Origin of the sequence: Mariprofundus sp. EBB-1, from assembly GCF_003665155.1 — a bacterium.
In the GTDB taxonomy this organism is placed as follows: domain Bacteria; phylum Pseudomonadota; class Zetaproteobacteria; order Mariprofundales; family Mariprofundaceae; genus Mariprofundus.
Window position 1 is genome coordinate 1 of the sequence record NZ_RCFQ01000027.1, and the last position, 22,565, is coordinate 22,565.

A 22,565-nucleotide genomic window follows, 5' to 3' on the forward strand; every position below is an offset into this window, starting at 1 on the left:
ATTTTTTCACCACATTCCCATAGGGGAGCCACTCTCGGCTTTGGCATCCTGCATCGCTCTACCTCCCCCATCCATGGGGTCGTTGCTTCGCCATCAGGTGAATGCTGGATACAGCAGAGAATATACCCTGGGGTATTCACCTTCTTCACAGGCGCGGCCGGTGAATGCTTTTGACTATGCCTGTCGGCGGATACTCCACTTCCATGCAGCGCATCCCATATCTATCTGCACAGCTCAATCCTACAATGCCTTTACTCTGCGAAACTTTCCCCCAGGGGAGTCTCTCTTGCACAAGTGCAATTCACCTTCTGCGTACTCCGAGGTGAAAGCTTTTAACTGTTTTAGTGTGGTTGACCTGACATCACACATCATCAGCCTTGAATGTAGAGCCAAACATCCCTATACATGACCTATGTTAAGAATTTTATTTCTACTATTTATATCTATCCCGCTGCTTGAACTATGGTTACTGATTGAAGTTGGTAGCGGCATCGGTGGTCTTTCGACCATTGCCCTGTGCCTACTCACCGCCGCCCTTGGTGGCTTCCTGATTCGTTGGCAAGGCATGAGTACTTTGATCGATGCGCAAAAACGCATGGCACATGGTGAAGCACCCATTGAACACGGCTTGCATGGTTTAATGATCGCCTTTTCAGGCCTACTCCTGTTCACACCGGGCTTCATCACCGACAGCATGGGCTTTCTGCTACTGTTTCCGCCCTTTCGCCGCCTTGTGATTGGCATGTTACCATTTCAAAAAATTAATCAGACAAACCCTGGGAACAGATCAGGCTCTTCTGATATCATAGATGCTGAAGTCATTACCCACGACAAGCATATTTCATAATATGTGGATAAAAACCGAAAAAAGCATTCACCGGCCGCGCCTGCACATCCGGAACAAAGGCATTTCACCGCAGAGGACGCAAAGTTACGCAGAGTAAAACCTAAAAATAGTATTTAAGACGCGTTGCCTTATATCAATATAGCAGAGCTAGAAACGCGGCTTCAGATGGTGACACAGACTCTCAAGAGGCATTCGGGGACTCGCCCATCATTCAAGGAAAAGCCAACACTATAAACCGATCCTTATAAATCAAATGTCGTTGCTTTACTCTGCGTACTGAAGGTGAATCGAGTTTACGAGAGAGAGACTCCCCTGGGGGACTGCGGTAAACTATTCTTAGATTACTAACCCGTGCCGGCGACGCTGCTTGACCTGCATCATTGCACCCGTACATTTCAGCTTACATTTTTTTCAACACTCGCAACAATGGAGGCAACAACTATGAACGTAGCAACAATGACAACCAGCCAGGTAGCTGATGATCGCATCGGCTTTTTAGGTAAAACATACGGCATGCTTGCCCTCTGTATCGCTGCCGGCAGCATCGGCGCATACATGTCCATGGGCTTCGCTTTCCCGCAGGAACATCCCTTCATGATGTTATTTGTCATGATCGGCGGCATCTTTCTGGTACAGGGCGTTCGCCACATTCCGGGCATCAACTTCATCGCCCTGCTGGCTTTTGGCGCCATCACCGGCATGGCGATCTCTCCACTGGTAGGCATGGTGGCTGCAAAATCCGGTACGCTGGTTACACAAGCATTTATGACCACTGCCGTAGCATTTGTTTCATTGACCGCTTACACCTTTATTTCCCGTCGTGACTTTTCTTTTCTAAAAGGTTTCGTCTGGACAGGGCTGATTGCCATGATCGTATTGGGCCTGTCCAACTACTTCTTCTTTGAATCACCACTATTATCACTAAGCCTGTCCGGTATTGGTGTGTTGCTGTTCTCAGCGTTCATCCTGTATGACACATCGAACATTCTGCGCGATTACCCGAATGACGAGTATATTTCCGCAGCACTGACCCTCTACCTGGATGTGTTTCTACTGTTCCAGCACGTGCTTGCGATGTTCGGCATGCTCGGCGGCGATGACTAAGCTCCACACCTTTAACTAGCAGATAAAACCAAAAGCGAGCCACGAATTTCACGAATACACACGAATAAGGCAGAGAAACTGCTATAGAATATCAGTGGCTAATGTTTTCTGATCACGTACTAATTTCAGCTGTCTCACGGTCTATTAACCCCATCGTTAACTAACAGACAAGACCACAAGCAAGCCAGAAGGTGAATTGTGACTAGATGAATCCCCCAGGGTAATTTCTTTGCGCCAACACATTCACCATGTAAGGCAATGATCATAGATTTTTAATTCGTGTTAATTCGTGAAATTCGTGGCTGATGTTTTCCTGATCACATCTGCAGCCCTTTACCGGGCTGCATTTTTGTTGAGGCTCTGTGTGCATGACGCTAGCCTCTGTTTTTTAACAACTTAGCAACACAACACTGGAGACAGATATGCTTGATAAAGCGCTGATGGAAATCCTGGCCTGCCCTAAATGCAAGGGCGATGTACACTACAATGAGCAAAACAGTGGTCTGGTTTGTGACAGCTGTCAGCTCGAATATCCGATTCGCGATGACATCCCTGTCATGCTTATTGATGAAGCCAAAAGCCTGAGCGCGTAACACCCCCTTCTCTGCCAACATGGCATTCATGGTTAAAATCCTGTTCTATCTGATTCGCTGTCTGCCGGTTCGACTGGCCGGAGCCATTGGAGCGGGTCTAGGGCGTGCGGCCTATCTCATCGATGGCCGCCATCGCCAGATTGCCATGCGTAATCTGCATCGTCTCTATCCACAAAAAAGCATGGCATGGAAACAGCGTATCAGTCGCGAATCCTTTGCCGAACTTGGTCGCACTACCTTTGAGATGCCGCATGTATTTCTGCGTTCCAAACAGTTTTTAACATCGCGCATCGAATTCGTCGGTCTGGAAGAGATCAACAAAGCTGCTGCAGCTGGCCACGGTACTGTTTTTACGGCATGTCATCTCAGCAATTGGGAGATAGGCGCCCTATCCATATCTCTGGTGAATGCTCCCGGCGATCAGATGTATCGGGCTGTGCGTCAACCGCCGCTCGATGCATTTCTTAAGCAGTGCAGAGAACGCTTTGGCAATCGCCTGCATGAACGCCGTGAAAATATGCGCTGGATTCCTAAAACACTGAAACAGGGGAAGAGCGTCTCTATCATGGTGGATCAACACCTTTCCAATGGTGTTCCAGTGCCTTTTATGGGACATCTTGCCCGCTCTACCACCTTGCCTGCAACCTATGCCCGACGTAATCATTCAGCCCTGTTTGCCGGCATCGTGCATCGCATTGGTCATCAATTTCGTTTCCGCATTGAATTTAAACGCATAACATTGCCCCCACAACATGCGGATAGCGAGCAGGATGCACTCGCTGGTACTGCAGCATTGCACGAAGCCTATGCGCAGGCCATTGATCAACGTCCTGAATTGTGGTTATGGATTCATCGGCGCTGGTTATACCTCGATGAACAGGAGCAAGCATGAGCAAACATAAGCCCGTTTCCCGCTTGCGCTGGCAAGCCTCACTCAAACTCATTTCAGATCGTTGGAGTCAAAAAAGCCTGAGTACTGAAAGAGAGCGCCTTGAAAACACCACCCTTTCCACCATCCAACACTATGCCGAGCAATACACTGAAGATGCTTCCGTACTTGAAATCGGCGGCGGTCCATGCTGCATTTCCCGCCTGTTGAATCTGAAACACAAAACCTATCTTGATCCGTTAATCGATGATTTCAGACGCATGTTTCCCGGTGAACTGCCTGAAGATGCTGAATATTTAGCAACAGTGGCTGAACGCATTTCCAAGCCGGCTAATAGTTATGATCTCATTCTCTGCCTGAATATGCTTTCGCATTCGCTCAATCCGGAATTGATCATGCATGAAATCGAGCGCCTGCTAAAAACCAATGGCACCCTTATCTTATCTATTCGCACACACTGCCCCATTGAATCCCGTCTGCATTACTGGGCCATGCAGTTTTGTCCTTTCTTGTGTAAAAAAACGCGTCCGTATTACTACTCACTGACCGGCATTCATCGCACATTACAACGGCACTTCAATATTATTGAAGAAAAAAGACTGAACATCAGACCGTTTTCAAACCCGTATATTAATCGCGAATGGCATCTGTTTGTCTGCACCCACAAAACCAGCCTTCCACACACATCCGGTAGCGCATGACAAAAGATCAACATCTGGTACTGATGCCGCCAAACTGGATTGGTGATGTCATTATGGCCCAACCCGCACTGAAAAGCATCGCAACCTATTATGCTCAGCACGGAACTGCGCAGATTTCGGTATGCGGCAGAGCATGGTTAAAAGAGCTGCTGCCATACCTTGGCCTAAACCATGCCCAATATCAGTCGAGCATTCCTGCTGCCGACACCGCCTTCCTGTTCCCCAACAGTTTCCGTTCCGCCTGGCAGTGCCGTCAGGCAGGGATTAAGCAGATCATCGGCTATCGTGGCCAGTGGCGCAGTCTGTTATTGAGTCGGGCACTGCCCCATCGTATAGACACCTTACATCAACACCACCGTCTGTTTCATCTCGATATTGCCGCACAGATGAATATCCCGACAGAAGACACGGCAGTTACGCTTTCAAGCCCTGCCGGTGACAAATTAGCCGGGCAGAAGCTCATGCAGCAACATGGTCTGGATCCGGAACGGGTCATCTGCATTGCTCCGGGCGCCCAATTCGGGGCGGCCAAATGTTATCCACCGGATGGTTTTCATGCGGTGGTTAAGCAGTTGGCAGACACAGGCTCGCAACCGCTTACGCTGGGCATGCCGGAAGATCATGCCACTAGCCAGCAGATCATAGCCGACATCACCAGCCCGCACTGGAATGCGGCAGGATCAACCAATATGACCGAAGCCCTGCAATTGATTTCCGCATCTAAACTCATGCTGTGCAATGATTCAGGCCTGATGCATGTCGCCGCCGGCTTAGGTATTCCAACGGTAACACCATTCGGAGCCACGGACCCTGCGCGCACGGCTCCCTCGGGCCCGCGTGTAAACGTCTTGTATCAACCGGCAGATTGCAGTCCATGCCTGCAACGCGAATGCAGTGTCAGCGGCCATCCCTGCATGGCCAACATCACACCGACCATGCTATTGGATGCATGCAGATCCATGCTTGCTGACCACTGATATGAAGATCCTGATTGTCAAACTATCCGCCTTTGGTGATATTATTCATGCCCTGCCTGCCCTGCAGGACTTACTTGAACGCAAGCAGGTCAGTGAAGTCCACTGGCTGGTGGATCAACGTTATGGGTTCGTCACAGATATTTTACCGGCCAATGTGATTGTGCATCAGGTTGCGCTCAAAGGTGATCACCCTGTGCGCTCTGCCTGGAAAGCCATCAAAGCGCTTCGGGAAATTGGTTTTGATGCGGTCATTGACCTGCAAGGCCTGATCAAATCAGCCGTGCTTGCACGCGCTTGTGGTTCACCCGTCTATGCCTTTGATCCACATTTTTTGCGCGAGAAAGCCAGCATGATCTTGACCAGAAATATCCGCTTTCACCCGCAGGATAAGCATGTGGTGCAGCAATATCGACGTATTGCTGCGGCTCCGTTCACATCATCGTTTGCACCACCTCAGGCATCATCAGACACCCCTACTGAGGCAATTCCCTACCGCGCACCACAAATCGACATCGCACACAGCCATTGCCGCGCCGATACCACACTGCTTCAACGGCTTGACTTGAAAGCGCACAGTTATGTCATTCTGCATGCCGCCGGCGGCTGGAAAACAAAACAGCTCCCTGAACAGAGCTGGATAGATATTGCCCGAAGCCTGTATGATCAAGGCATTACACCCCTGTTTAGCTGGGGAAACGAGACAGAACAAACTCAAGCGCAACACCTTGCAGCACAAAGCAATGGCTACGCCTTGCCCGAACGATTGAATATGTCAGCATTGGTCGCATTGATTCAAGCAGCTAAAGCTGTGGTTGGCGCAGATACCGGCCTGCTACATCTGGCCGCAGCATTGAATCAAACAACCATCACATTTTGGGGACCGTCTGCATCATGGAATTCGGCTCCCTTCACGGTTGAACAAACAGCAACAGAACCACAAAACCCAGAAAAGGTAGTGAAGCATTGGCATATCGAATCCAGTCCGGCCTGTGGCCCTTGCTTCAAACGCACATGTAATCAATTTGTCTGCATGGATGCGATTAAACCTGAGTCTATTACAAGGATATTACATGAGCTCTGATCATACATTTTCACAGAAGATGCACACCATGCTCCTACGCGCCCGCATTCCAGCCAGCATTCTCATGGGACTGGCTATTATTGTCTTCGCCAATCCCACGCTATCAAGCTGGCTTATCGGTCTGGCTATTGTCGTCATCGGAGAAGCCCTGCGTATCTGGGCTTCCGGCCATATCCACAAATCGGCCCAGGTCACCTCAACCGGCCCATACGCCATGGTACGGCACCCGCTATATCTCGGACATTTCCTGATTGCGACCGGCTTCTGCATTACCGGTGATAGTTTGCCCGCATTTATCATTGTCACCATTGCATTCTTCATCATCTATATGCCCACCTGGAAAAATGAAGAGAAGAATTTAACGGAAATGTTTGGCGCTACCTATTCTGATTTCATGGCCAATACTCCTGCTCTGTTGCCACGCTGGAACCGTAGTGTGTTCAGTGGTTCATTCTCCTGGGAACTGGTAAGCCAGCATCGTGAATGGAAGCATGCAGCCGGCTTAACCGCCGGCATGATCGGCATGGCCGGCTTAATATTCTGGGATAATTCTATCGCCCTGTTTCTACTCTCGTTGGTGCAAGGCAACTAATACACATATGCTGCGTTTCGGCTTTGCCATACTGTGTGCCTGTTGCCTGACGGTTACAGCGCTTAGCGCTGAGGCGACCGCAGCAACAGAGACAGTCAGCACAGCAAACATCGCTACAGCTCTCACCCCATCCTCAACACGCAAGGCTGCTAAAACAGTCGCAACGATCGCGACAAACCAATGCATGCCCTACATTGGTGAACATCTCACATTTAACATTGGCTGGGAATTCATTAATGCAGGCTCTACCACACTGGATATCGCCGCTATCGGTAACAATGGCTGGCAAGTCAAAACACTTGCCCGCACCAATAAATTCCTTGATGCATTCAGAAAAGTACGGGATTACATCACTGCGGAAGGGCTCTGCGTTGATGGTAAGATGCAAAGCACCCTGTTTGATGCTGACCTGCATGAGCGCAAATACAGAGCCAAAAAGCGCACCGAATACCTCTGGAAAGAGAACAAAATCACCCATACCCAGAATCAAATCACCGAACACTTTGATGTACCTGCCGGTCACTTGAGTGTGATTGATGCGTTTCTTACCGTACGCGGGTTAACACTCACACCCGGTCAAACCATCAATATCCCGGTGTTTGATTCACGCAAACAGTATGAAATTGAAGTGAACATTCTGCCTCGCAAAGAGATACTGAAAGCGCCCTGGGGTGAAAAAGTAAGCTGTATTCTGGTAAGGCCCAAACTGAAAACAGCAGGCATATTCACCAATAAAGGTGAGATGCTGTTGTGGATGACCGATGATGAACGTCATATTCCACTGAAAATGATGGCCAAAATAAAATTCGGTCGTATTTTTGCACATCTTAAGTCATATTCGAAAACGCCATGAACAGACACATAGATATTGTAGCAGCGTTCAACGCGATGGATGCTATCACTGATTTAACACACGCGTTGTCTTATCTATCTTTAGGAGAATTTTCTTGAAAATCATTGGAATTCACGGTTATTCATCAAGCAATCCAAATGCAGGAGCAGCACATAACTCCGGCGTTGCATGGGTTGAAAATGGCGTGGTGCTTGCAGCCACAGAAGAAGAACGTCTGAGCCGTAAAAAGAATGATTACAGCTATCCATTCCTCTCACTCAAGCAGATGCTTGATATGCAAGAATCAACGCCTGACTTCACTGCCCTTGCACAGCGTTCGAACATCAAATATCTACCGGATATGCTGAAGAATTATAAGCAGGCACGATCACTAACCGACGATGCTCCCTTTAAAAAATATTTAACCGGTAAACTTCTTGAGTTACCACTGCGCACATCTATTCAGGCCTGCTCCTCTCGCAAGGTACCTGAATCTGTAGCATCCTTACCACGCAGTGAAACCAGACACCATCAGGCCCATGCCGCCAGCGCCTATTATTGCTGCCCATGGCCAGATGAAGAGGTGCTTGTTATCACCCTTGACGGGCATGGGGAGAGCCATTGCGGCTCTGTCTGGACCGGTAAGCAAGGCAAGATGGAATCCCGTTCCTGGCTTTCTGCCCTGCACTCCGTTGGTAATATTTATTCGGCTGTCACCGCGCACCTGGGCTTTAAACCCATGCGCCATGAAGGCAAAATTGTTGGACTAGCGGCCTATGGCAATCCGGAACCTTTTTGCTCTCGCTTACATGAACATGTCACCGAAAGAGGTAAACACACCACCTTTGATGCTGATTTAATCTTACTGGCGATGCTTGGAAATAGAAAAGAGACCACCACTGTTTACCAATCACTCTCACAAGGGCTGTCACGCGAAGATATTTCGGCAGGCTTACAGACATTCACTGAACAGCTTGTCTGCGATTTTATCCATGCATGGGTTGAAGAGAGTGGCATTCATAAGCTGGCGTTGGCTGGTGGCGTATTCGCCAATGTTAAATTGAACCAGCGTATTCTGGAACTTGATAATGTAGATAATATTTATATTCACCCCAATATGGGTGATGGTGGGCTGGCAGTTGGCGCAGCGCTGAATACCTATGCAGACAACAAGGGCGGTCTGATCCCACAATTTATGGCATCAGCATACCTTGGCCCCGACATTGAAGTGGCTTCGGCCAAACTGGCAATGGAAGCAGCCGGAGCAAGCTATACACAACCTGATGATTTAGCCGACCAGGCAGCGGAGCTACTTGCCAATGGTCGTGTTGTTGCGCGTGCTGCAGGACGCATGGAATATGGCCCGCGCGCACTGGGAAACCGGACCTTGTTTGCCTCCTGTTCCGATCCAACGATTAACAAATGGCTCAATGACAGACTTCAACGCACCGAATTTATGCCTTTTGCCCCCATTATTATGGAAGAGTACGCAGCCGAGTATTTCCCGAGCTGGAAACCTGAACACTATGCTGCCCGCTTTATGACCATCACCTACGATGCTTCGAGCATCGCCAAAGAGCAGATTCCGGCGGCTATTCATATTGATGGCACCGCACGCCCTCAGGTGTTGAGGCAACAGGATAATCCTGAGGTTTACGCCATACTCAAAGCCTTCCATGCCAGAACAGGTGTGCCAGCACTGATCAATACATCCTTTAACATGCATGAGGAACCCATCGTATGCTCAGCCTCTGATGCCGTACGAGCCTTCCAACTTGGCAATATCGATGCACTCATTTGCGCTGATCTGTTGGCTGTAGCTGAACAATGAAAGCCCTTGTCACAGGTGGAGCCGGATATATTGGTGCCCATATGGTGCACCTTTTAAGGCAGCATGGGATTGAGGTTGCTGTACTCGATGACTTCTCAACAGGCCACCGTAATGTGATTCCCGAAGGTGTTGAACTGATTGAACAGGATTTAACCAAACCTGAATCCGTGCTTAAAATTCGCGCCTTCAAGCCGGATGTTATTTTCCATTTTGCGGCAAAAAGTATTGTAGAAGAATCCATGCATGCGCCATGGAGCTATTTATCGCAAAATTTACGCATGACCATGCATGCTATTGAGGGGCTGGAAAATGATAGCCTGTTCATTTTCTCCTCATCATGTGCGGTGTACGGGGTTCCTGCATCTATTCCTATTGATGAACAGACGCCATGCCAACCGCTATCTGCCTATGGCAAAAGTAAACATGTTGGAGAGGCTTTATTGGAAGCTGCCTGCAAAGAGCGCGGGCTTCGCGCCATCTGCATGCGCTATTTCAATGTGGCCGGCTGCGGAGATCCAGTACTACTTGAAAACCATCATCCAGAAACACACTTGATCCCAAACCTGTTGCTGGCAGCAGGTAAAAACACATTCAGTATGTATGGAACAGACCATCCAACCACAGATGGAACTGCCGTTCGGGATTACATTGATGTTCGGGATCTGACCGAGGCTCACTTATTAGCGTCACAACAATTACGCCAACAAAAAGCTGGTTTCTTTCAAGCTTTCAATCTTGGTTCGGGTAGCGGATACAGTGTGAAGCAAGTCTTTGATACCGTAGAACAACTCACCGGCTGCACCATTGATTATAACACCCACCCCGCTCGCCCCGGTGATGCACCAACGCTGATTGCAAATTGCACCGCCTGGAAAACCTTTAGCGGCTGGCGTGCCAAATATGATATACACGCCATGATTGAAAGTGCATGGAAAGCCATGCATGCCTGATAGTATTGCGGTTATTATTTCCACCTACAACAAGCCTGATGATTTAAGATGTGTGCTTGAAGGATATCGTCTTCAAACGGATCAACACTTTTCCATTTATGTGGCTGATGATGGTTCTGGTGAAGAAACCCGCACCCTTATAGATAACATGCGTGCAGCATACCCTGTTCCACTGCATCATATCTGGCATAAAGATGATGGATTTAGACTCTCGGAAATACGCAATCGTGCGCTATTAGCGGTGTCAGAGCCCTATGTGCTTATTACCGATGGTGATTGTATCCCATTCCCTGCACTGATTGCCTCACATCGAAGGCTATGTAAACGCGGATCATTTCTTACCGGCTCTCGGCTGTTATTAAGTGAAGGTTTCAGTACTCAAGTAAGACAACAAGACATTGACCTGCATGATCTCACTACAACAGCCACACTGCTGTCATTAAGACGTAGCAAATCGATCAATCGTATCTGGCCCGCTTTTATCCCACCCTTGATTGGCATCGAAAACAGTAAGCTCAGCGGCCTACGGGGCTGTCATATGAGTTTCTGGTTGAAGGATTTGCAAACCATTAATGGCTATGACCAGAGCTTCACAGGCTGGGGCCGTGAAGACTCGGATATTACAGCGCGTTTATTTCATGCCGGACTCACACGAAGAAATCTGTATGGCACACCATTATTACATTTGTGGCATCAGGAATTTTCAAGAAACAGCCTGTCTGACAACGACGCCACCCTGCAATCCTGTCTGAATGAAAAACGCGTTGAAGCCGTGTATGGACTAAGCCAATTGGCCGAAAAACTGAAAACTCATAGCCAACCTCTTCAATAAGGCTTTAATCAAAATCGATCAACCGTTAGCCACGAATTACACGAATCCCCACGAATTTTGAACAAGATAAATAATCTAGAGAGTTGGGGAATGAATGGCTGTATTGTAGAGAGTAATGAAGATGGTTTTAGCCGAATTAGCTTATAGAAATTCGTGTTAATTCGTGTAATTCGTGGCTGGTGTTTTTCCTTTCGTCTCTCTTGCTTCGCACCACAGGTACTTCCTCCTGTCGCCATACGATGAGACTTATCGCTTCGTGTGCGATGAACCAAAAAAGCGTAACAACTCAGTGATTACTGGCGTTGGCGTAAAATGCGATACCTGACTTTTTATCTTCATAGATTTCAATCCAGATATCACCCGTCTTGGCCGCATCAGCCAGATCGGTTGTTGGCACGTGTGCTTTTAATGTCATGGATTCACCATGAAAACGGCCATGAATCTGACAATCACCAGCAATATGGTATTCCACATCATCTGCCGGCCCATCATAGGTAAAGGTAAGCTGGCAGTTCACACCAACATCATCGAACTCACCCTTTTCCCCCTCTTTCAACACATCCTGCTGCAAGTTCATCACATCCCCGTTCATAGACTTTGCAGAGTGTGACAATAGTGCCACCTTAGCTCCATCCATAGCGCGGATAAACGCACTGAAACCACCAAAAATAATCGGATCATAATCAAAGCTGGCTGTTGTTTTCTCAAGAATAATGAAGTTCAACGATCTTGAGTCATCAGCATAAGCAGCCGTACTCACCATTGTGATCACTGAAGCCATCAGCATACAAAATATATAACGCATTTAAATCTCCTAATAATGTAACAAACAGTTTGGTTTATGTAGCCGGGAAAAAGGACTATTTAAGCGGGATGTAACCCATACCTTTCACAATCGCCTGACACTCAGCACCCTGCATATAGGCAATAAAATCTTTGGCTTCACCAACAGGATCGCCTTTACTCAGCAGCAATAGCGGGCGCGATACACTATATTTGCCGGACACCACATTTTCAGGTGTCGCTTCAATGCCATCAAGTGTAAGCACTTTCACCTTACCACCAGTAGCATAATCGCTGGCCACACCAACAGAAGCAAAGGTCACGGCGTTGACATCATGGGCTACTTTATCCAGTGCCACATCCTGTGAAAATGCCACCCAAGCCTGACCTTTATCAAACGTAATCGTATCTTCCTCTGCTACACCTATCAGATGGAATTTTTTGGTGAACAACTCGTAGGTACCATGTTCAGCGCCCATCGATACCAGATACACTTCTCCATCATGACCACCCACAGTACTCCAGTTGGAAGCTTCACCTTTAAAGAGCTGCTCAACCTGAGCCGAAGTCAGGCTTGCAAGCGGATTATCTGCATTGACCACCAAGACAACACCATCCGTAGCAATTTTATGAATCTTCAGATCAGGATATTTTTTAATCTCTTTCGCTTTCACAGAGCGTGAAGCACGACCGATATCCACTTTTCCTTTGGCAACCGTTTTCACACCCTTACTGGAGCCGCCTCCGGCGATCACAATATGTACACCAGCATGGCTCTTTTTATACACCTTAGCACATGCTTTCATGGCTGGCTGCACAGTTGTGGAACCGGCTGAGGTAACAACACCGGCATGGGCAACGGACACCCCGAAAACGGCAATCATTGCCGCAAACAAATAGAGCTTTTTCATGAACAATCCCCACAAAAACTATCAATAAAGAACGTAGAACGTTGATTTACATCAATATGCAAAGCAATTCGATGCATGGCACACCCTTCAAGCGGCCGCACTATGCCAGCATGACATGTGCATGGAAACCTCCATACCATTGATAAATTCAGCACTCTCACACTTTCTCTCAATATAAACATGGCATAGTATTTTTTGAGACATACTGGAAGCCTTGGATACTTCTTTGGACATATCAATACAAGGCTGTGACGTCATAGATAGATCAACCCAAAAGATCATTATCGGACAGGAGAATTGTGAAACAATAGAGCGCCCAGTGAAGGGAGGAACCAAAGAAACGACTCTGGTTTATTTCTGACTAATCTCTTCAATAAACCTTTAATCAAAATCTATCAATCTTTAGCCACGAATTATCACGAATGTACAGAAGGCATATTACTTTCTTATGCAATAAAGTAGCTCATGCTTATCTGTAATCGGATCCATCAACACATAACAACCGACCACACCATTAAGTAGGATCTTTAATTCGTGTTCATTCGTGTAATTCGTGGCTGTTTATTTGATGGAGTAATGCTGAACAGTTGCTGCTCCCCACTATTGTTCAATGAATTTTTTTACAACTTATAAGGCATCACTTGGTGTTAAAACACTAGCATTCACGACTGTTTCTTTCTTTTACCTTTCTGTCTCCCGCATCCACCGTTAAGCTTCGGACATGAATCATTCAGGCAGCCCTCTGGCAACGTTTACACACGTCTCATTCAAACCACTTCGGCAACTCATATTGCTTGCATGCTTGGCCGCGCTCATGCCGACATTTGCTGATGCAGCGAACAAGAATCCGGATGGCACACAGTATGTCAGCCGCGAAGCACTCAGCACGCTACTGGCTTCAGAAATCAACGTTCCAGTAACTGAAATTCGTGCCATTCTGAAACAGGCAACATTTCAGCCAAAGATCGTTCAACGCATGAATGGCCAGTGGGAAGCTCAGCCTTATGCAAAGTATCGACCGCTGTTCATCAAACAGAGTATGCAGGATAAAGGCCGCGCCTATCTTCACAAACATCAGCACATTTTTAACCAAATTGAAGAAAAATATCAGGTTGATAGCGTCATTATTGCTGCCATCCTCGGTATTGAGACACGTTTCGGTGTTGCCCACGGCACACGCCCCGTGCTTGATTCACTCTATACCCTCTCTACCGGCTTCCCGCGTCGGGCTGAATTCTTTCGCAAACAGCTCGGTGCCATCATAGAAATCAGCCGTCAGGACAAGTTTGAACTGAGCACGCTCAAAGGCTCATATGCCGGTGCTTTTGGCTCCATACAATTCATTCCAACCTCGTTCCGCGCATACGCTGTGGATGAAGATGGTGATGGTATCCGTGACGTGTTTCACTCCAAACCCGATATCATTGCCAGCGTAGCCAATTACTTTAAACGACACCATTGGCAACACAATCGTCCTTCGGCTTTCTGGTTGCCCATGGAAACCAAGCTAACGCCTGAATGGCAACAGCTTGCTAAGGGAAAATTAAAACACTGGGTAACACTGGCAGATCTACGCCAATCCATGCCTGAGATATTTAACGCCATTCCACAACCCTGGCGCGATAGTGATAAAGTCAGCATTATCGAAATGGAAACCAAACAAGGCATGCGGTTCGCATTGGTACATTACAACTTTAAAGTCATCATGCGATACAACCCTTCCTTTAATTATGCCATGGCCGTCACAGAAATCGCGGCCATGCTGGAGAGAACAACATTCGCCGTCGATTAATCACCCCCACCCTACTGCTTTCTCTGTTGAGTCTTGTGATAGCAAGCTGCTCAGGCCATGTCTCACCCATTAAGGATTCAGCGCCAGACACGGTGCCCAATGGCCAGGCCCATCTGCCCGATGGCGCAGGCGGTGTTAGCAAAACAGGCAAGCCATATCGTGTTGCCGGCCAATGGTACACGCCCCTGAAAAGTGAAGGCCGTTATGATGAGACCGGTACGGCTTCATGGTATGGCACCAAATTCCATGGACTACTCACAGCCAATGGTGAAACCTATGATATGCATGCCTTATCGGCTGCACATAAAACACTGCCCTTGCCCACCTTGATGCGAGTGACCAATCTGGACAATGGTCGTAGCGTGATTGTGCGTGTGAATGATCGCGGCCCATTTGTGAAAGATCGCTTGATTGATCTCTCTTATGCTGCTGCCAATGCCCTCGGTTACACCAAACAGGGTACGGCCCATGTGCGCGTCCAATCGCTTGAAATCCCCCCGAGTAAAGCAACGAAAACACTGGCTATGGGCGCTAAACTCAAAGCAGCAGACCGCTCCAACACCATCACCGTATCCAGCCCTGACACCTTATCACTGCCAGCGACGGCACCATCCGGAAAAATATTTGTGCAACTGGGCGCCTTTGGCTCACAAGAAAATGCCGGCCGCTTGCAAGCCAAATTAAAAACCGCCTTTCCGGCCGCCCATATTATTGCCGTGCATATCGCTGAGAAAACACTCTATCGTGTGCGTATCGGCCCCTTTGAAGACATGGTAAATATTGAAAAAACAGTATTATCACTACAACAGAAAGGCTTTGATAAGCCCATGGTGATTATTGAATGAGTACAGTACAATCGACAACACGCCCTCGTCTGGCCGCATTTGGCTCATCCCGCATTGGCTCTGACTCACCGATATATCAGGATGTAACGGCACTCTCCAAGCAGATCGCCGAATCCGGTTGGGATGGTATGACCGGTGGGCATCAGGGCATGATGGCTGCATTTTCTGAAGGTATGCATGCCGGTAACGGCCATATTCAAGGCATCACACTGGAGCGTTTTCCCACACCACCGAACAACACCCTAAGCGAAGAGATTCGCGCTAAAAATTTCTTTGATCGCATGGGAACCATGATTGAACAGGCTGACGCATGGTTAGTATTGCCCGGCGGCCTTGGCACACTGGCCGAACTGGCCATGACATGGGATCTCATTGCTATTCGTGTGCTGGAACCACGCCCGCTGCTTCTCTATGGTGATATGTGGCAACCCATTATCGCCACACTTTCTGATCAACTGGTGTTATCGGCCGACAAAGCCTTTCATTCCATTCAACTGTGCCATTCACATCAGGATATTCTGGATGCACTAGAGCCGTACGCATGAAACCTGATGCAACCCACCCCACTGCCAACTACCAGGATCTGCGCGCGATAGTGAGCGACAAAGAAAATGGCCTTCGTTTAGATCAGGCCTTAGCACTGTTATTACACCTTTCACGCCGCCGCAGCCGCCGCGCTATTGATGAGGGTGGCGTATATCTTAATCAGAAACGTTGCAGAACTGCCGGTCGCAGCATCTATACCGGAGATAAACTACGCGTGGTTCTGTTAGAAAAAGAGAAACTCACACCCTTCACCGCCGAGCAAATCGTCTGGCAGCGACCACCACTGTACCTGCTGCATAAGCGCAGCAATCAATATGCTCAAGAAGCCCTGCATCGTAGCCGTGGCACGCTACCCTATGAACTGGCTCAACATTTGGCACTCCCGCCCAAGATTTCTGCCGACTTGCGTCCGGTACATCGTTTGGATCGTGGCACATCAGGGCTTATGTTGTTCTCCTCGAGCCCTAAACAACTGCAGGATTTACAAGCCTTATGGCACTGCTGCACGTTTAAAACCTATCTGGCTGTTGTTGAACCTGCTCCTGCATGGGACAAACAAACCATCACGCTCGCCATTGATAGTGAACGCGACCAGCGCGGGCGTTATCATATTTCGGAACATGGCCGCGCCTGCAAAACAGAAGCAGAAGTGATAGAACGCAAAGGGAACAGAGCACTAATCAAACTCATTCCACATACCGGACGTACCCATCAATTGCGTATTCATCTGGCTGCTTTGGATTGCCCGATTCTCGGTGATATGCGCTATGGCGGAAAAGCACATGCACGTTTAATGTTGCACGCTCAAACTTTACAGATCATCAGGCCTGCACTGGGACAAGATATTCAATGGCATGCAGAACCTGAAGGGGATTGGCAATGGTAATCACATCGTTTGCAGCTAACTGCAACAGCAAACAACAACATAGAACAGGATCAGTTTTCTTAGCTTTATTGCTAACAACAGTGTTCATGAGCGCAATATTGAGTTCCACTGCGTTCGCTTCATCCCAAGGAACATCACCAACATTAGAAGCCAAATCATGGGCAATGCTGGATGCTCGTTCCGGACAGATCATTGCCGAACACAATGCCGACGAGCAACTACCACCGGCCAGTCTAACCAAGATGATGACACTCTACCTGGCCTTTGAAGCGGTCAAAGAGGGTAGGCTCGATATCAATGAACGCATAAAAATCAGTAAAAAAGCATGGAAAATTGGTGGCAGCACCATGTTTCTGGAACCCCGCCTAAACCCAACTGTAAATGAATTATTGCACGGCATAGCCACCTTATCCGGCAATGATGCCTGCATAGCCATTGCCGAACACATGGATGGATCTGAAGAATCTTTTGCCGACCGGATGAATGAAAAAGCCAAAGCTCTGGGCATGCAGCATAGCCATTTTTCCAATGCCACCGGCTTCCCAGCCGAATCCCATTATAGCTCAGCCATGGATATGAGTATTCTTGGTGTAGCCATATGGCGTGACTATCCGGAACAGTACAAACTCTTTGGTGAACGAGATTATACCTTTGATGGCCATACCCAACCCAACCGCAACCGTCTGTTATGGAGTTTCCCTGATGCTGATGGTATCAAAACAGGCCACACCAAAGAGGCGGGTTATTGTCTGGTTGGATCAGCGGAAAAAAACAATACCCGTTTTGTCACTGCTGTCTTTGGCACAAATTCTGATCGGGCTCGGGCAAGAGAATCCAAAAAGCTACTGGGCTATGGGTTTAGAAATTTCATTACCGTCCGTCCAACTGAACGTGAAATTCGACGTCAGGTTGAAGTGTTTGAAGGCGTTAAAAATTCCATATGGCTTAAACCTACCGCGCCAATATGGGTAACAGTTCCACAAAATAGCAAAGCTAAGCTCTCATTTCGCCTGCGTTATGATGCACCATTGAAAGCACCAATCCGTGAAGGACAAAAACTGGGTACTATCGAAGCTGTCATTGGTGGTGACAATGCCAAGGCTGAAGTTATGCGTTCATTCCCGATGGTGGCGACGCAATCCATCAAACAGGCATCATGGATAAGTCGTCAATGGGATGGTTTACGCTTGTGGATCAGTGACAGCTCCAATGAACTGCTCGATGATGTCACAGGTGAGCCCGGCACCGCAGAGTAATCCCATTGATTGCATGGGTGAATGGCCACTTCCTGCCACTGGAAAAAGCCGTAGTTCATATTGAGGACAGGGGCTTTCAATTTGCCGATGGCGTGTATGAAGTCATTGCCTGTTTCAACGGTTCATTCCTCGATATGGATGCGCATTTACAACGATTAGAACGATCCTGTCAGGCCATAGACATTACGCCTCCGGTTAGCCGGAATGCATTGCTATCCCTGATTGAGCAGACCTATCAACGGAACCCCTATGCCAACGCATTGGTATATATTCAAATCACACGGGGCGTAGCGCCACGCTCGCATCTGGTACCGCAAGCACTCACACCAACCATGGTGATCACCTCACGTGACTTAGCCATGCCTAGTGATGAAAAAATATCAACCGGTGTGAATGGCATTACCTTAAATGATATACGCTGGAAACGTTGCGATATTAAATCTATCGCCTTGCTGGCCAGTGTGATCGGGAAACAGGAAGCCAAACAGCACGGCGCTGATGAAACATTCTGGCAGGATGATCAACAGCATATCCTTGAAGGCTGTACTACCAATTGCTTTGCAGTCATCAATGGCGCACTGGTAACGCATCCACTTGATCATCAGGTGCTTGGTGGTATCACCCGAAGCATGGCCTTGCGCATTGCTAAAAGCTTGGATATTGCTGTTGAAGAACGCAGTTGGAAACTGGATGAAGCAGGCCTCACAGAGTGTCTGATGAGTTGCACTACCAATGCCATCATGCCGGTCTGCCACATGAATGGAGAAGCTATTGGCACAGGTCATCCCGGTCCGGTTGCCACCCTTTTGCGGCAAGAGATGTTAAAAGCCTTTGCTGCATTACAAAGCAACAAGCCCACACATGCATAGCCATCGCATAGAAGGCGTCCTGTTGGACATGGATGGCACCATTGTTGATGCCTTCCCACCCATCATTCGCGCCCTGAACCAGACCTTTATAGAGTTTGGTCTGCCGACCATGAATGATGTGGAGGTCAAGCGACATACAGGCAAGGGTGATTGCAGTATGATCAGTCTGTTTGGTGACCGTAAAGAAGAAGCGGGCATTCGTTTTTTAGAGATTCACGATGAAGATTATCTTGATCACATCACGCCCCTCGAAGGTGCAGTATCACTGTTTGAATGGTTAAAAGCATCGCATATTCCAAGCGCTATCGTCACCAGCAAAAGTCAAATTCGGGCTGAAGCACAGCTACAGGCCTTAGGCTGGAGCCATTACTTTGAAACGGTCATTGGTAAAATGCCGGGACGGCCGGAAAAACCTGACCCTGCCCCTGTGCTACTAGCCTGTGAACGACTGAATATCGCACCATCAGCATCGGTCATGATTGGCGATGGCCTTGCCGATATGAAAGCAGCCACACGTGCAGGCAGCCGCCCTTTAGGCATCTGTGATGGTTTCTCTTATCAGGAACTGACCGATGTTGGTGCACTATCTTGTTTCGATTCATTAACAGAGGTTCAGGCATGGCTACAAAAACAGATCGATTAACCACCCCGGATAATATTGTGCCGGATGAGACCGATTGCGAGCCGACATATTCCGATAAAACAGTATCCGACCAGCTGATTCGCTTTCTGCTGCCAGACGCGCGCGCGCGCGGGGTCATTATTCGCGCTACGCATATTTTCGAAGAAGCCAATCGCATCCATGGCTTAAACGGCAATATTGCGCACTTGTTTGATCAAAGCCTGCTGGCATCCATCTTACTGCTCTCCATCAGCAAAGGTGGCACCCGTCAGGTGCTGCAACTCAATTCGACTACCAGTTCAGCTCCTGTTCAAATGCTATTAACAGAAGCCCGCCAGGGCGATGTGCGCGGCTTCATCAATTGGGCTGATGGCCAAACCATTCTGCATCACGACGATGGTGAAACGCTATCTGGCTGGCTCGGCAAACCAGTTCGCTTTTCTACCGTGCGTGATTTGGGTTTTGGTCAACCTTATGTCTCCAGCATTGAACATGAATCTGATTTTTTAGCCGACCATCTTATTCATTACCTCCATCAATCCGTGCAAATCAGAGCCGATATCGTTCTGCACGGTGACCTTGCTATTATGATCGAAGCCATGCCCGGCTGTAGTGATGATGACTGGTTTAAGGCTGTCGAAAGTATGGCAAAGATCCCCAACGGCGTACTTGAAACAGCATCCACGGCATCCATATTGACCTATTTCAACGATTTACATATCAAACAGGCGGGTACGGATGCATACCGTTACCACTGTGATTGCAGCCCTGAAAAGATGACCCAGGCAATGAAGAGTTTTTCACCTGAGCAGCTTGCTTCACTGGCCGATGAAGCCGGTAATATTACTGCCTCTTGTCAATACTGCCGTAGCCATCACATCATCAAACTGACACAAATTGTTGCATAGCCAATCGACACAGCAATGGATCTGAAATACTCCATTATCCGCCGCCCGAAACGCAGAACCGTAAGCATTGTCATTCGAAGCAACAATCAGGTGGATGTGCTTGCTCCAAGCCGAACACCTGCTGATCTGATCCACCAATTTGTGCGTGAAAAACAGTCATGGATACAAAAAAAGCTACAATTCAATAAAGAAGTGAGAGCCTGCTATCAGCCTAAAAACTTTACGACTGGTGAAGCTTTTCAACTGAGCGGTGAAACCTACCGACTCCATATATCCAACAAGACAACAGCCATTCATATTGATGACGATCAACTCAAGGTACCCTGTCATGCTCCCGACACACTCAAAAAGCTGATCATAAGCTGGTACAAGACATCAGCAGAAAAACATTTTCAACAACGCAGTCATCACTTCGCCACGCAAATTGGTGTAGCCCCTGCCTCCATTGGTGTGAAAACCTATAAAAGCCGCTGGGGAAGCTGCCATCATGATGGCCGCATTTATTTCAACTGGCGCTTAATGATGGCCCCTGAATGGGTTATTGATTATGTCATAGTGCACGAGCTATGCCATTTGATTCATCACAATCACTCCAAACAATTCTGGCATGTCGTTGAGCAGACTATGCCGGACTATCGCCATGCCAAAGTATGGTTAAAAACCAATGGGCTATCGCTTGAGGTGTAACAACAGATCAACGTAAATATGTGTGAGCAGGGTCACAGACAATCCAATTCTACCCCTCATTATGCGCGCCACCCGACAGATGTGATCCGGCTCGCATACACTAAGGAGAATAACCTGATGCGCACAATGAATAGACTAATAATAAGTTTGATTTCCTCTTTTCTGATTGCAGGCGTCCATTCAGCCTCTGCCAACAGCATTAGTGACTGGATGGGTGAGCATCGCAATGCTCAAGCATCCGTCTCCAGTCATGACGATCAGCCTGCTGATGCAGCGCAATTATTAACACTGGAACCCGGCCAAACAGAAATGTATGCCCGCCCGTCTCCCGATGGCCGCTTTTTGATCACCCTGAACAGCAAACGCAATACATCGTGGATTTCCCGCCATTTCAGTGAGAATGGTGACCCTGCCAATCGCATTTCCGACGATAACAGAGCCTTTGATTCCATAGGCTGGCGAGACAATACACATGTCTATTATTTATCGGAACGCGCCGGTGGATTAGCGTTGTGGGAAAAGATCTCCGATGGCGAAGGCATGCAGCGCCGCATTCAAGCCCTGCATGGTATGATCACGCAACCCATTCTACTTGAAAATAATACAATTATTGCGGTTCGGCTGACACCGCTGGAGCGCAGAAACAAGCAGCATCAGAACACCCATTCCCGTCATAAAGCAGACGATAATTTCAACAACTGGACTTTTGACGGCTTTCGTACAGATATTGTCCGCTTCAATGCAGATGGCGAAGAGCAGGTGCTAGCCAATGGTGTTAATCCCTCAATCTCTCCTGATGGTCAGTGGCTTGCATTTTCCATGCAAACAGGCCGTAGCATGCACCTCTTTCGCATTTCTCTGGATGATTCTTCCGAGCTCATCCAGATTACCGACAGCAGAAGCGTGGATGTCCAACCATCATGGAGCAAGGATAGCCAGCGACTCTACTTCACCTCTAACCGTGCCAGACCTGACCTTCGCCATGCCAATAAGAGCCAATGGGATATATGGAGTATAGATATCAACGGTCGCAACCTGACACAGTTGACGCATAATGAAGCTCGCGATGGTGCAGCTAGAATGGACAAAAATGGTAAAATATACTTTCATTCAGATCGCAAAATTGCTAAAGCCCTTCGCGCACAGCATCAACTTGGCTCAGGCTCTACTTCCGGCTTTCATATCTGGACAATCGACGCTCCAAAGCCTGTGAAGTAATCGTCCAAGCCTC

General features: G+C 48.1%; 24 protein-coding genes. 22 read left to right on the plus strand and 2 right to left on the minus strand.

The window, feature by feature from the left end; genetic code table 11:
* Positions 1-412 precede the first annotated feature (412 nt).
* From D8Y20_RS10470 to D8Y20_RS10525, 12 genes are all read left to right on the plus strand, one after another.
* Positions 413-847: an FxsA family protein gene (locus D8Y20_RS10470; RefSeq protein ID WP_121543492.1), complete on the plus strand. Its 435-nt coding sequence runs from the start codon at positions 413-415 to the stop codon at positions 845-847.
* A 441-nt stretch (positions 848-1,288) separates the two neighbouring features.
* Complete coding sequence (locus D8Y20_RS10475; RefSeq protein ID WP_121543494.1) at positions 1,289-1,951, plus strand: Bax inhibitor-1/YccA family protein; 663 nt, start codon at positions 1,289-1,291, stop codon at positions 1,949-1,951.
* Between the two features lie 422 nt (positions 1,952-2,373).
* Positions 2,374-2,544: a Trm112 family protein gene (locus D8Y20_RS10480; RefSeq protein ID WP_121543496.1), complete on the plus strand. Its 171-nt coding sequence runs from the start codon at positions 2,374-2,376 to the stop codon at positions 2,542-2,544.
* A 19-nt stretch (positions 2,545-2,563) separates the two neighbouring features.
* On the plus strand, positions 2,564-3,436 hold the full coding sequence (locus D8Y20_RS10485) for a lysophospholipid acyltransferase family protein (protein ID WP_121543498.1): 873 nt from the start codon (positions 2,564-2,566) through the stop codon (positions 3,434-3,436).
* Positions 3,433-4,134: a methyltransferase domain-containing protein gene (locus tag D8Y20_RS10490; RefSeq protein ID WP_121543500.1), complete on the plus strand. Its 702-nt coding sequence runs from the start codon at positions 3,433-3,435 to the stop codon at positions 4,132-4,134. Before D8Y20_RS10485 ends, D8Y20_RS10490 begins: the two co-directional genes overlap by 4 nt.
* Complete coding sequence (gene waaF, locus D8Y20_RS10495; protein WP_121543502.1) at positions 4,131-5,111, plus strand: lipopolysaccharide heptosyltransferase II; 981 nt, start codon at positions 4,131-4,133, stop codon at positions 5,109-5,111. Before D8Y20_RS10490 ends, waaF begins: the two co-directional genes overlap by 4 nt.
* A gap of 1 nt (position 5,112) precedes the next feature.
* Complete coding sequence (gene waaC, locus D8Y20_RS10500) at positions 5,113-6,192, plus strand: lipopolysaccharide heptosyltransferase I (protein ID WP_121543504.1); 1,080 nt, start codon at positions 5,113-5,115, stop codon at positions 6,190-6,192.
* Entirely contained in the window at positions 6,182-6,784 is a 603-nt protein-coding gene (locus D8Y20_RS10505) for an isoprenylcysteine carboxylmethyltransferase family protein (RefSeq protein WP_121543506.1), read from the plus strand. The genes waaC and D8Y20_RS10505 overlap by 11 nt, the downstream gene beginning before the upstream one ends.
* A gap of 7 nt (positions 6,785-6,791) precedes the next feature.
* Positions 6,792-7,637 (plus strand): DUF3108 domain-containing protein, encoded by an 846-nt coding sequence (locus D8Y20_RS10510; RefSeq protein ID WP_121543508.1) that lies wholly within the window; start codon positions 6,792-6,794, stop codon positions 7,635-7,637.
* A 94-nt stretch (positions 7,638-7,731) separates the two neighbouring features.
* Positions 7,732-9,447, plus strand: a complete 1,716-nt coding sequence (locus tag D8Y20_RS10515; protein WP_121543510.1) for a carbamoyltransferase C-terminal domain-containing protein — start codon at positions 7,732-7,734, stop codon at positions 9,445-9,447.
* Positions 9,444-10,397, plus strand: coding sequence for a UDP-glucose 4-epimerase GalE (gene galE, locus D8Y20_RS10520; protein ID WP_121543512.1), 954 nt, complete (start codon positions 9,444-9,446; stop codon positions 10,395-10,397). The genes D8Y20_RS10515 and galE overlap by 4 nt, the downstream gene beginning before the upstream one ends.
* Positions 10,390-11,229, plus strand: a complete 840-nt coding sequence (locus D8Y20_RS10525; protein WP_121543514.1) for a glycosyltransferase family 2 protein — start codon at positions 10,390-10,392, stop codon at positions 11,227-11,229. Before galE ends, D8Y20_RS10525 begins: the two co-directional genes overlap by 8 nt.
* A gap of 286 nt (positions 11,230-11,515) precedes the next feature.
* On the opposite strand, the gene D8Y20_RS10530 is transcribed toward D8Y20_RS10525, so the two are convergent.
* The gene (locus D8Y20_RS10530; protein WP_121543516.1) at positions 11,516-12,034 is read right to left on the minus strand and encodes a hypothetical protein; all 519 of its coding nucleotides are present in this window, start codon (positions 12,032-12,034) and stop codon (positions 11,516-11,518) included.
* Between the two features lie 55 nt (positions 12,035-12,089).
* Positions 12,090-12,923, minus strand: coding sequence for a phosphate ABC transporter substrate-binding protein (locus tag D8Y20_RS10535; protein ID WP_121543518.1), 834 nt, complete (start codon positions 12,921-12,923; stop codon positions 12,090-12,092).
* Between the two features lie 814 nt (positions 12,924-13,737).
* On the opposite strand from D8Y20_RS10535, the gene D8Y20_RS10540 reads away from it, so the two are divergent.
* The 10 genes from D8Y20_RS10540 to D8Y20_RS10585 all read left to right on the plus strand — a co-directional run bounded on the left by D8Y20_RS10540 (position 13,738) and on the right by D8Y20_RS10585 (position 22,552).
* Positions 13,738-14,715, plus strand: coding sequence for a lytic transglycosylase domain-containing protein (locus tag D8Y20_RS10540; RefSeq protein WP_161957621.1), 978 nt, complete (start codon positions 13,738-13,740; stop codon positions 14,713-14,715).
* A 35-nt stretch (positions 14,716-14,750) separates the two neighbouring features.
* On the plus strand, positions 14,751-15,560 hold the full coding sequence (locus D8Y20_RS10545; RefSeq protein WP_236075400.1) for a septal ring lytic transglycosylase RlpA family protein: 810 nt from the start codon (positions 14,751-14,753) through the stop codon (positions 15,558-15,560).
* Positions 15,557-16,105: an LOG family protein gene (locus tag D8Y20_RS10550; RefSeq protein ID WP_121543524.1), complete on the plus strand. Its 549-nt coding sequence runs from the start codon at positions 15,557-15,559 to the stop codon at positions 16,103-16,105. Before D8Y20_RS10545 ends, D8Y20_RS10550 begins: the two co-directional genes overlap by 4 nt.
* Positions 16,102-16,992 carry an RluA family pseudouridine synthase gene (locus D8Y20_RS10555; RefSeq protein ID WP_121543526.1) on the plus strand — a complete coding sequence of 297 codons (891 nt, stop codon included), beginning with the start codon at positions 16,102-16,104 and terminating at the stop codon, positions 16,990-16,992. Before D8Y20_RS10550 ends, D8Y20_RS10555 begins: the two co-directional genes overlap by 4 nt.
* A gap of 86 nt (positions 16,993-17,078) precedes the next feature.
* Positions 17,079-18,248: a D-alanyl-D-alanine carboxypeptidase family protein gene (locus D8Y20_RS10560; RefSeq protein WP_121543572.1), complete on the plus strand. Its 1,170-nt coding sequence runs from the start codon at positions 17,079-17,081 to the stop codon at positions 18,246-18,248.
* A gap of 5 nt (positions 18,249-18,253) precedes the next feature.
* A complete protein-coding gene (locus D8Y20_RS10565; RefSeq protein WP_236075396.1) occupies positions 18,254-19,117 on the plus strand; it encodes an aminotransferase class IV in 864 nt (287 codons plus the stop codon).
* The gene (locus D8Y20_RS10570) at positions 19,110-19,760 is read left to right on the plus strand and encodes an HAD family hydrolase (protein ID WP_121543530.1); all 651 of its coding nucleotides are present in this window, start codon (positions 19,110-19,112) and stop codon (positions 19,758-19,760) included. Before D8Y20_RS10565 ends, D8Y20_RS10570 begins: the two co-directional genes overlap by 8 nt.
* Positions 19,736-20,647, plus strand: a complete 912-nt coding sequence (locus D8Y20_RS10575; protein WP_121543532.1) for an Hsp33 family molecular chaperone HslO — start codon at positions 19,736-19,738, stop codon at positions 20,645-20,647. Before D8Y20_RS10570 ends, D8Y20_RS10575 begins: the two co-directional genes overlap by 25 nt.
* A 15-nt stretch (positions 20,648-20,662) precedes the next feature.
* The gene (locus D8Y20_RS10580) at positions 20,663-21,334 is read left to right on the plus strand and encodes a M48 family metallopeptidase (protein ID WP_121543534.1); all 672 of its coding nucleotides are present in this window, start codon (positions 20,663-20,665) and stop codon (positions 21,332-21,334) included.
* A 117-nt stretch (positions 21,335-21,451) separates the two neighbouring features.
* Positions 21,452-22,552 (plus strand): DPP IV N-terminal domain-containing protein, encoded by a 1,101-nt coding sequence (locus D8Y20_RS10585; protein WP_236075397.1) that lies wholly within the window; start codon positions 21,452-21,454, stop codon positions 22,550-22,552.
* Positions 22,553-22,565 lie beyond the last annotated feature (13 nt).

What these genes read in the sequence shown, in the direction of transcription:
- D8Y20_RS10510 (WP_121543508.1), top strand. Translation starts at nt 6,792, where the DNA reads ATGCTGCGTTTCGGCTTTGCCATACTGTGTGCCTGTTGCCTGACGGTT.
- D8Y20_RS10580 (WP_121543534.1), top strand. Translation starts at nt 20,663, where the DNA reads ATGGATCTGAAATACTCCATTATCCGCCGCCCGAAACGCAGAACCGTA.
- D8Y20_RS10470 (WP_121543492.1), top strand. Translation starts at nt 413, where the DNA reads ATGTTAAGAATTTTATTTCTACTATTTATATCTATCCCGCTGCTTGAA.
- D8Y20_RS10575 (WP_121543532.1), top strand. Translation starts at nt 19,736, where the DNA reads ATGGCTACAAAAACAGATCGATTAACCACCCCGGATAATATTGTGCCG.
- D8Y20_RS10535 (WP_121543518.1), bottom strand. Translation starts at nt 12,923, where the DNA reads ATGAAAAAGCTCTATTTGTTTGCGGCAATGATTGCCGTTTTCGGGGTG.
- D8Y20_RS10505 (WP_121543506.1), top strand. Translation starts at nt 6,182, where the DNA reads ATGAGCTCTGATCATACATTTTCACAGAAGATGCACACCATGCTCCTA.
- galE (WP_121543512.1), top strand. Translation starts at nt 9,444, where the DNA reads ATGAAAGCCCTTGTCACAGGTGGAGCCGGATATATTGGTGCCCATATG.
- D8Y20_RS10540 (WP_161957621.1), top strand. Translation starts at nt 13,738, where the DNA reads ATGCCGACATTTGCTGATGCAGCGAACAAGAATCCGGATGGCACACAG.
- D8Y20_RS10560 (WP_121543572.1), top strand. Translation starts at nt 17,079, where the DNA reads ATGAGCGCAATATTGAGTTCCACTGCGTTCGCTTCATCCCAAGGAACA.
- D8Y20_RS10480 (WP_121543496.1), top strand. Translation starts at nt 2,374, where the DNA reads ATGCTTGATAAAGCGCTGATGGAAATCCTGGCCTGCCCTAAATGCAAG.
- D8Y20_RS10490 (WP_121543500.1), top strand. Translation starts at nt 3,433, where the DNA reads ATGAGCAAACATAAGCCCGTTTCCCGCTTGCGCTGGCAAGCCTCACTC.
- waaC (WP_121543504.1), top strand. Translation starts at nt 5,113, where the DNA reads ATGAAGATCCTGATTGTCAAACTATCCGCCTTTGGTGATATTATTCAT.
- D8Y20_RS10530 (WP_121543516.1), bottom strand. Translation starts at nt 12,034, where the DNA reads ATGCGTTATATATTTTGTATGCTGATGGCTTCAGTGATCACAATGGTG.
- D8Y20_RS10570 (WP_121543530.1), top strand. Translation starts at nt 19,110, where the DNA reads ATGCATAGCCATCGCATAGAAGGCGTCCTGTTGGACATGGATGGCACC.
- D8Y20_RS10585 (WP_236075397.1), top strand. Translation starts at nt 21,452, where the DNA reads ATGCGCACAATGAATAGACTAATAATAAGTTTGATTTCCTCTTTTCTG.
- D8Y20_RS10555 (WP_121543526.1), top strand. Translation starts at nt 16,102, where the DNA reads ATGAAACCTGATGCAACCCACCCCACTGCCAACTACCAGGATCTGCGC.
- D8Y20_RS10550 (WP_121543524.1), top strand. Translation starts at nt 15,557, where the DNA reads ATGAGTACAGTACAATCGACAACACGCCCTCGTCTGGCCGCATTTGGC.
- D8Y20_RS10525 (WP_121543514.1), top strand. Translation starts at nt 10,390, where the DNA reads ATGCCTGATAGTATTGCGGTTATTATTTCCACCTACAACAAGCCTGAT.
- D8Y20_RS10485 (WP_121543498.1), top strand. Translation starts at nt 2,564, where the DNA reads ATGGCATTCATGGTTAAAATCCTGTTCTATCTGATTCGCTGTCTGCCG.
- D8Y20_RS10475 (WP_121543494.1), top strand. Translation starts at nt 1,289, where the DNA reads ATGAACGTAGCAACAATGACAACCAGCCAGGTAGCTGATGATCGCATC.
- waaF (WP_121543502.1), top strand. Translation starts at nt 4,131, where the DNA reads ATGACAAAAGATCAACATCTGGTACTGATGCCGCCAAACTGGATTGGT.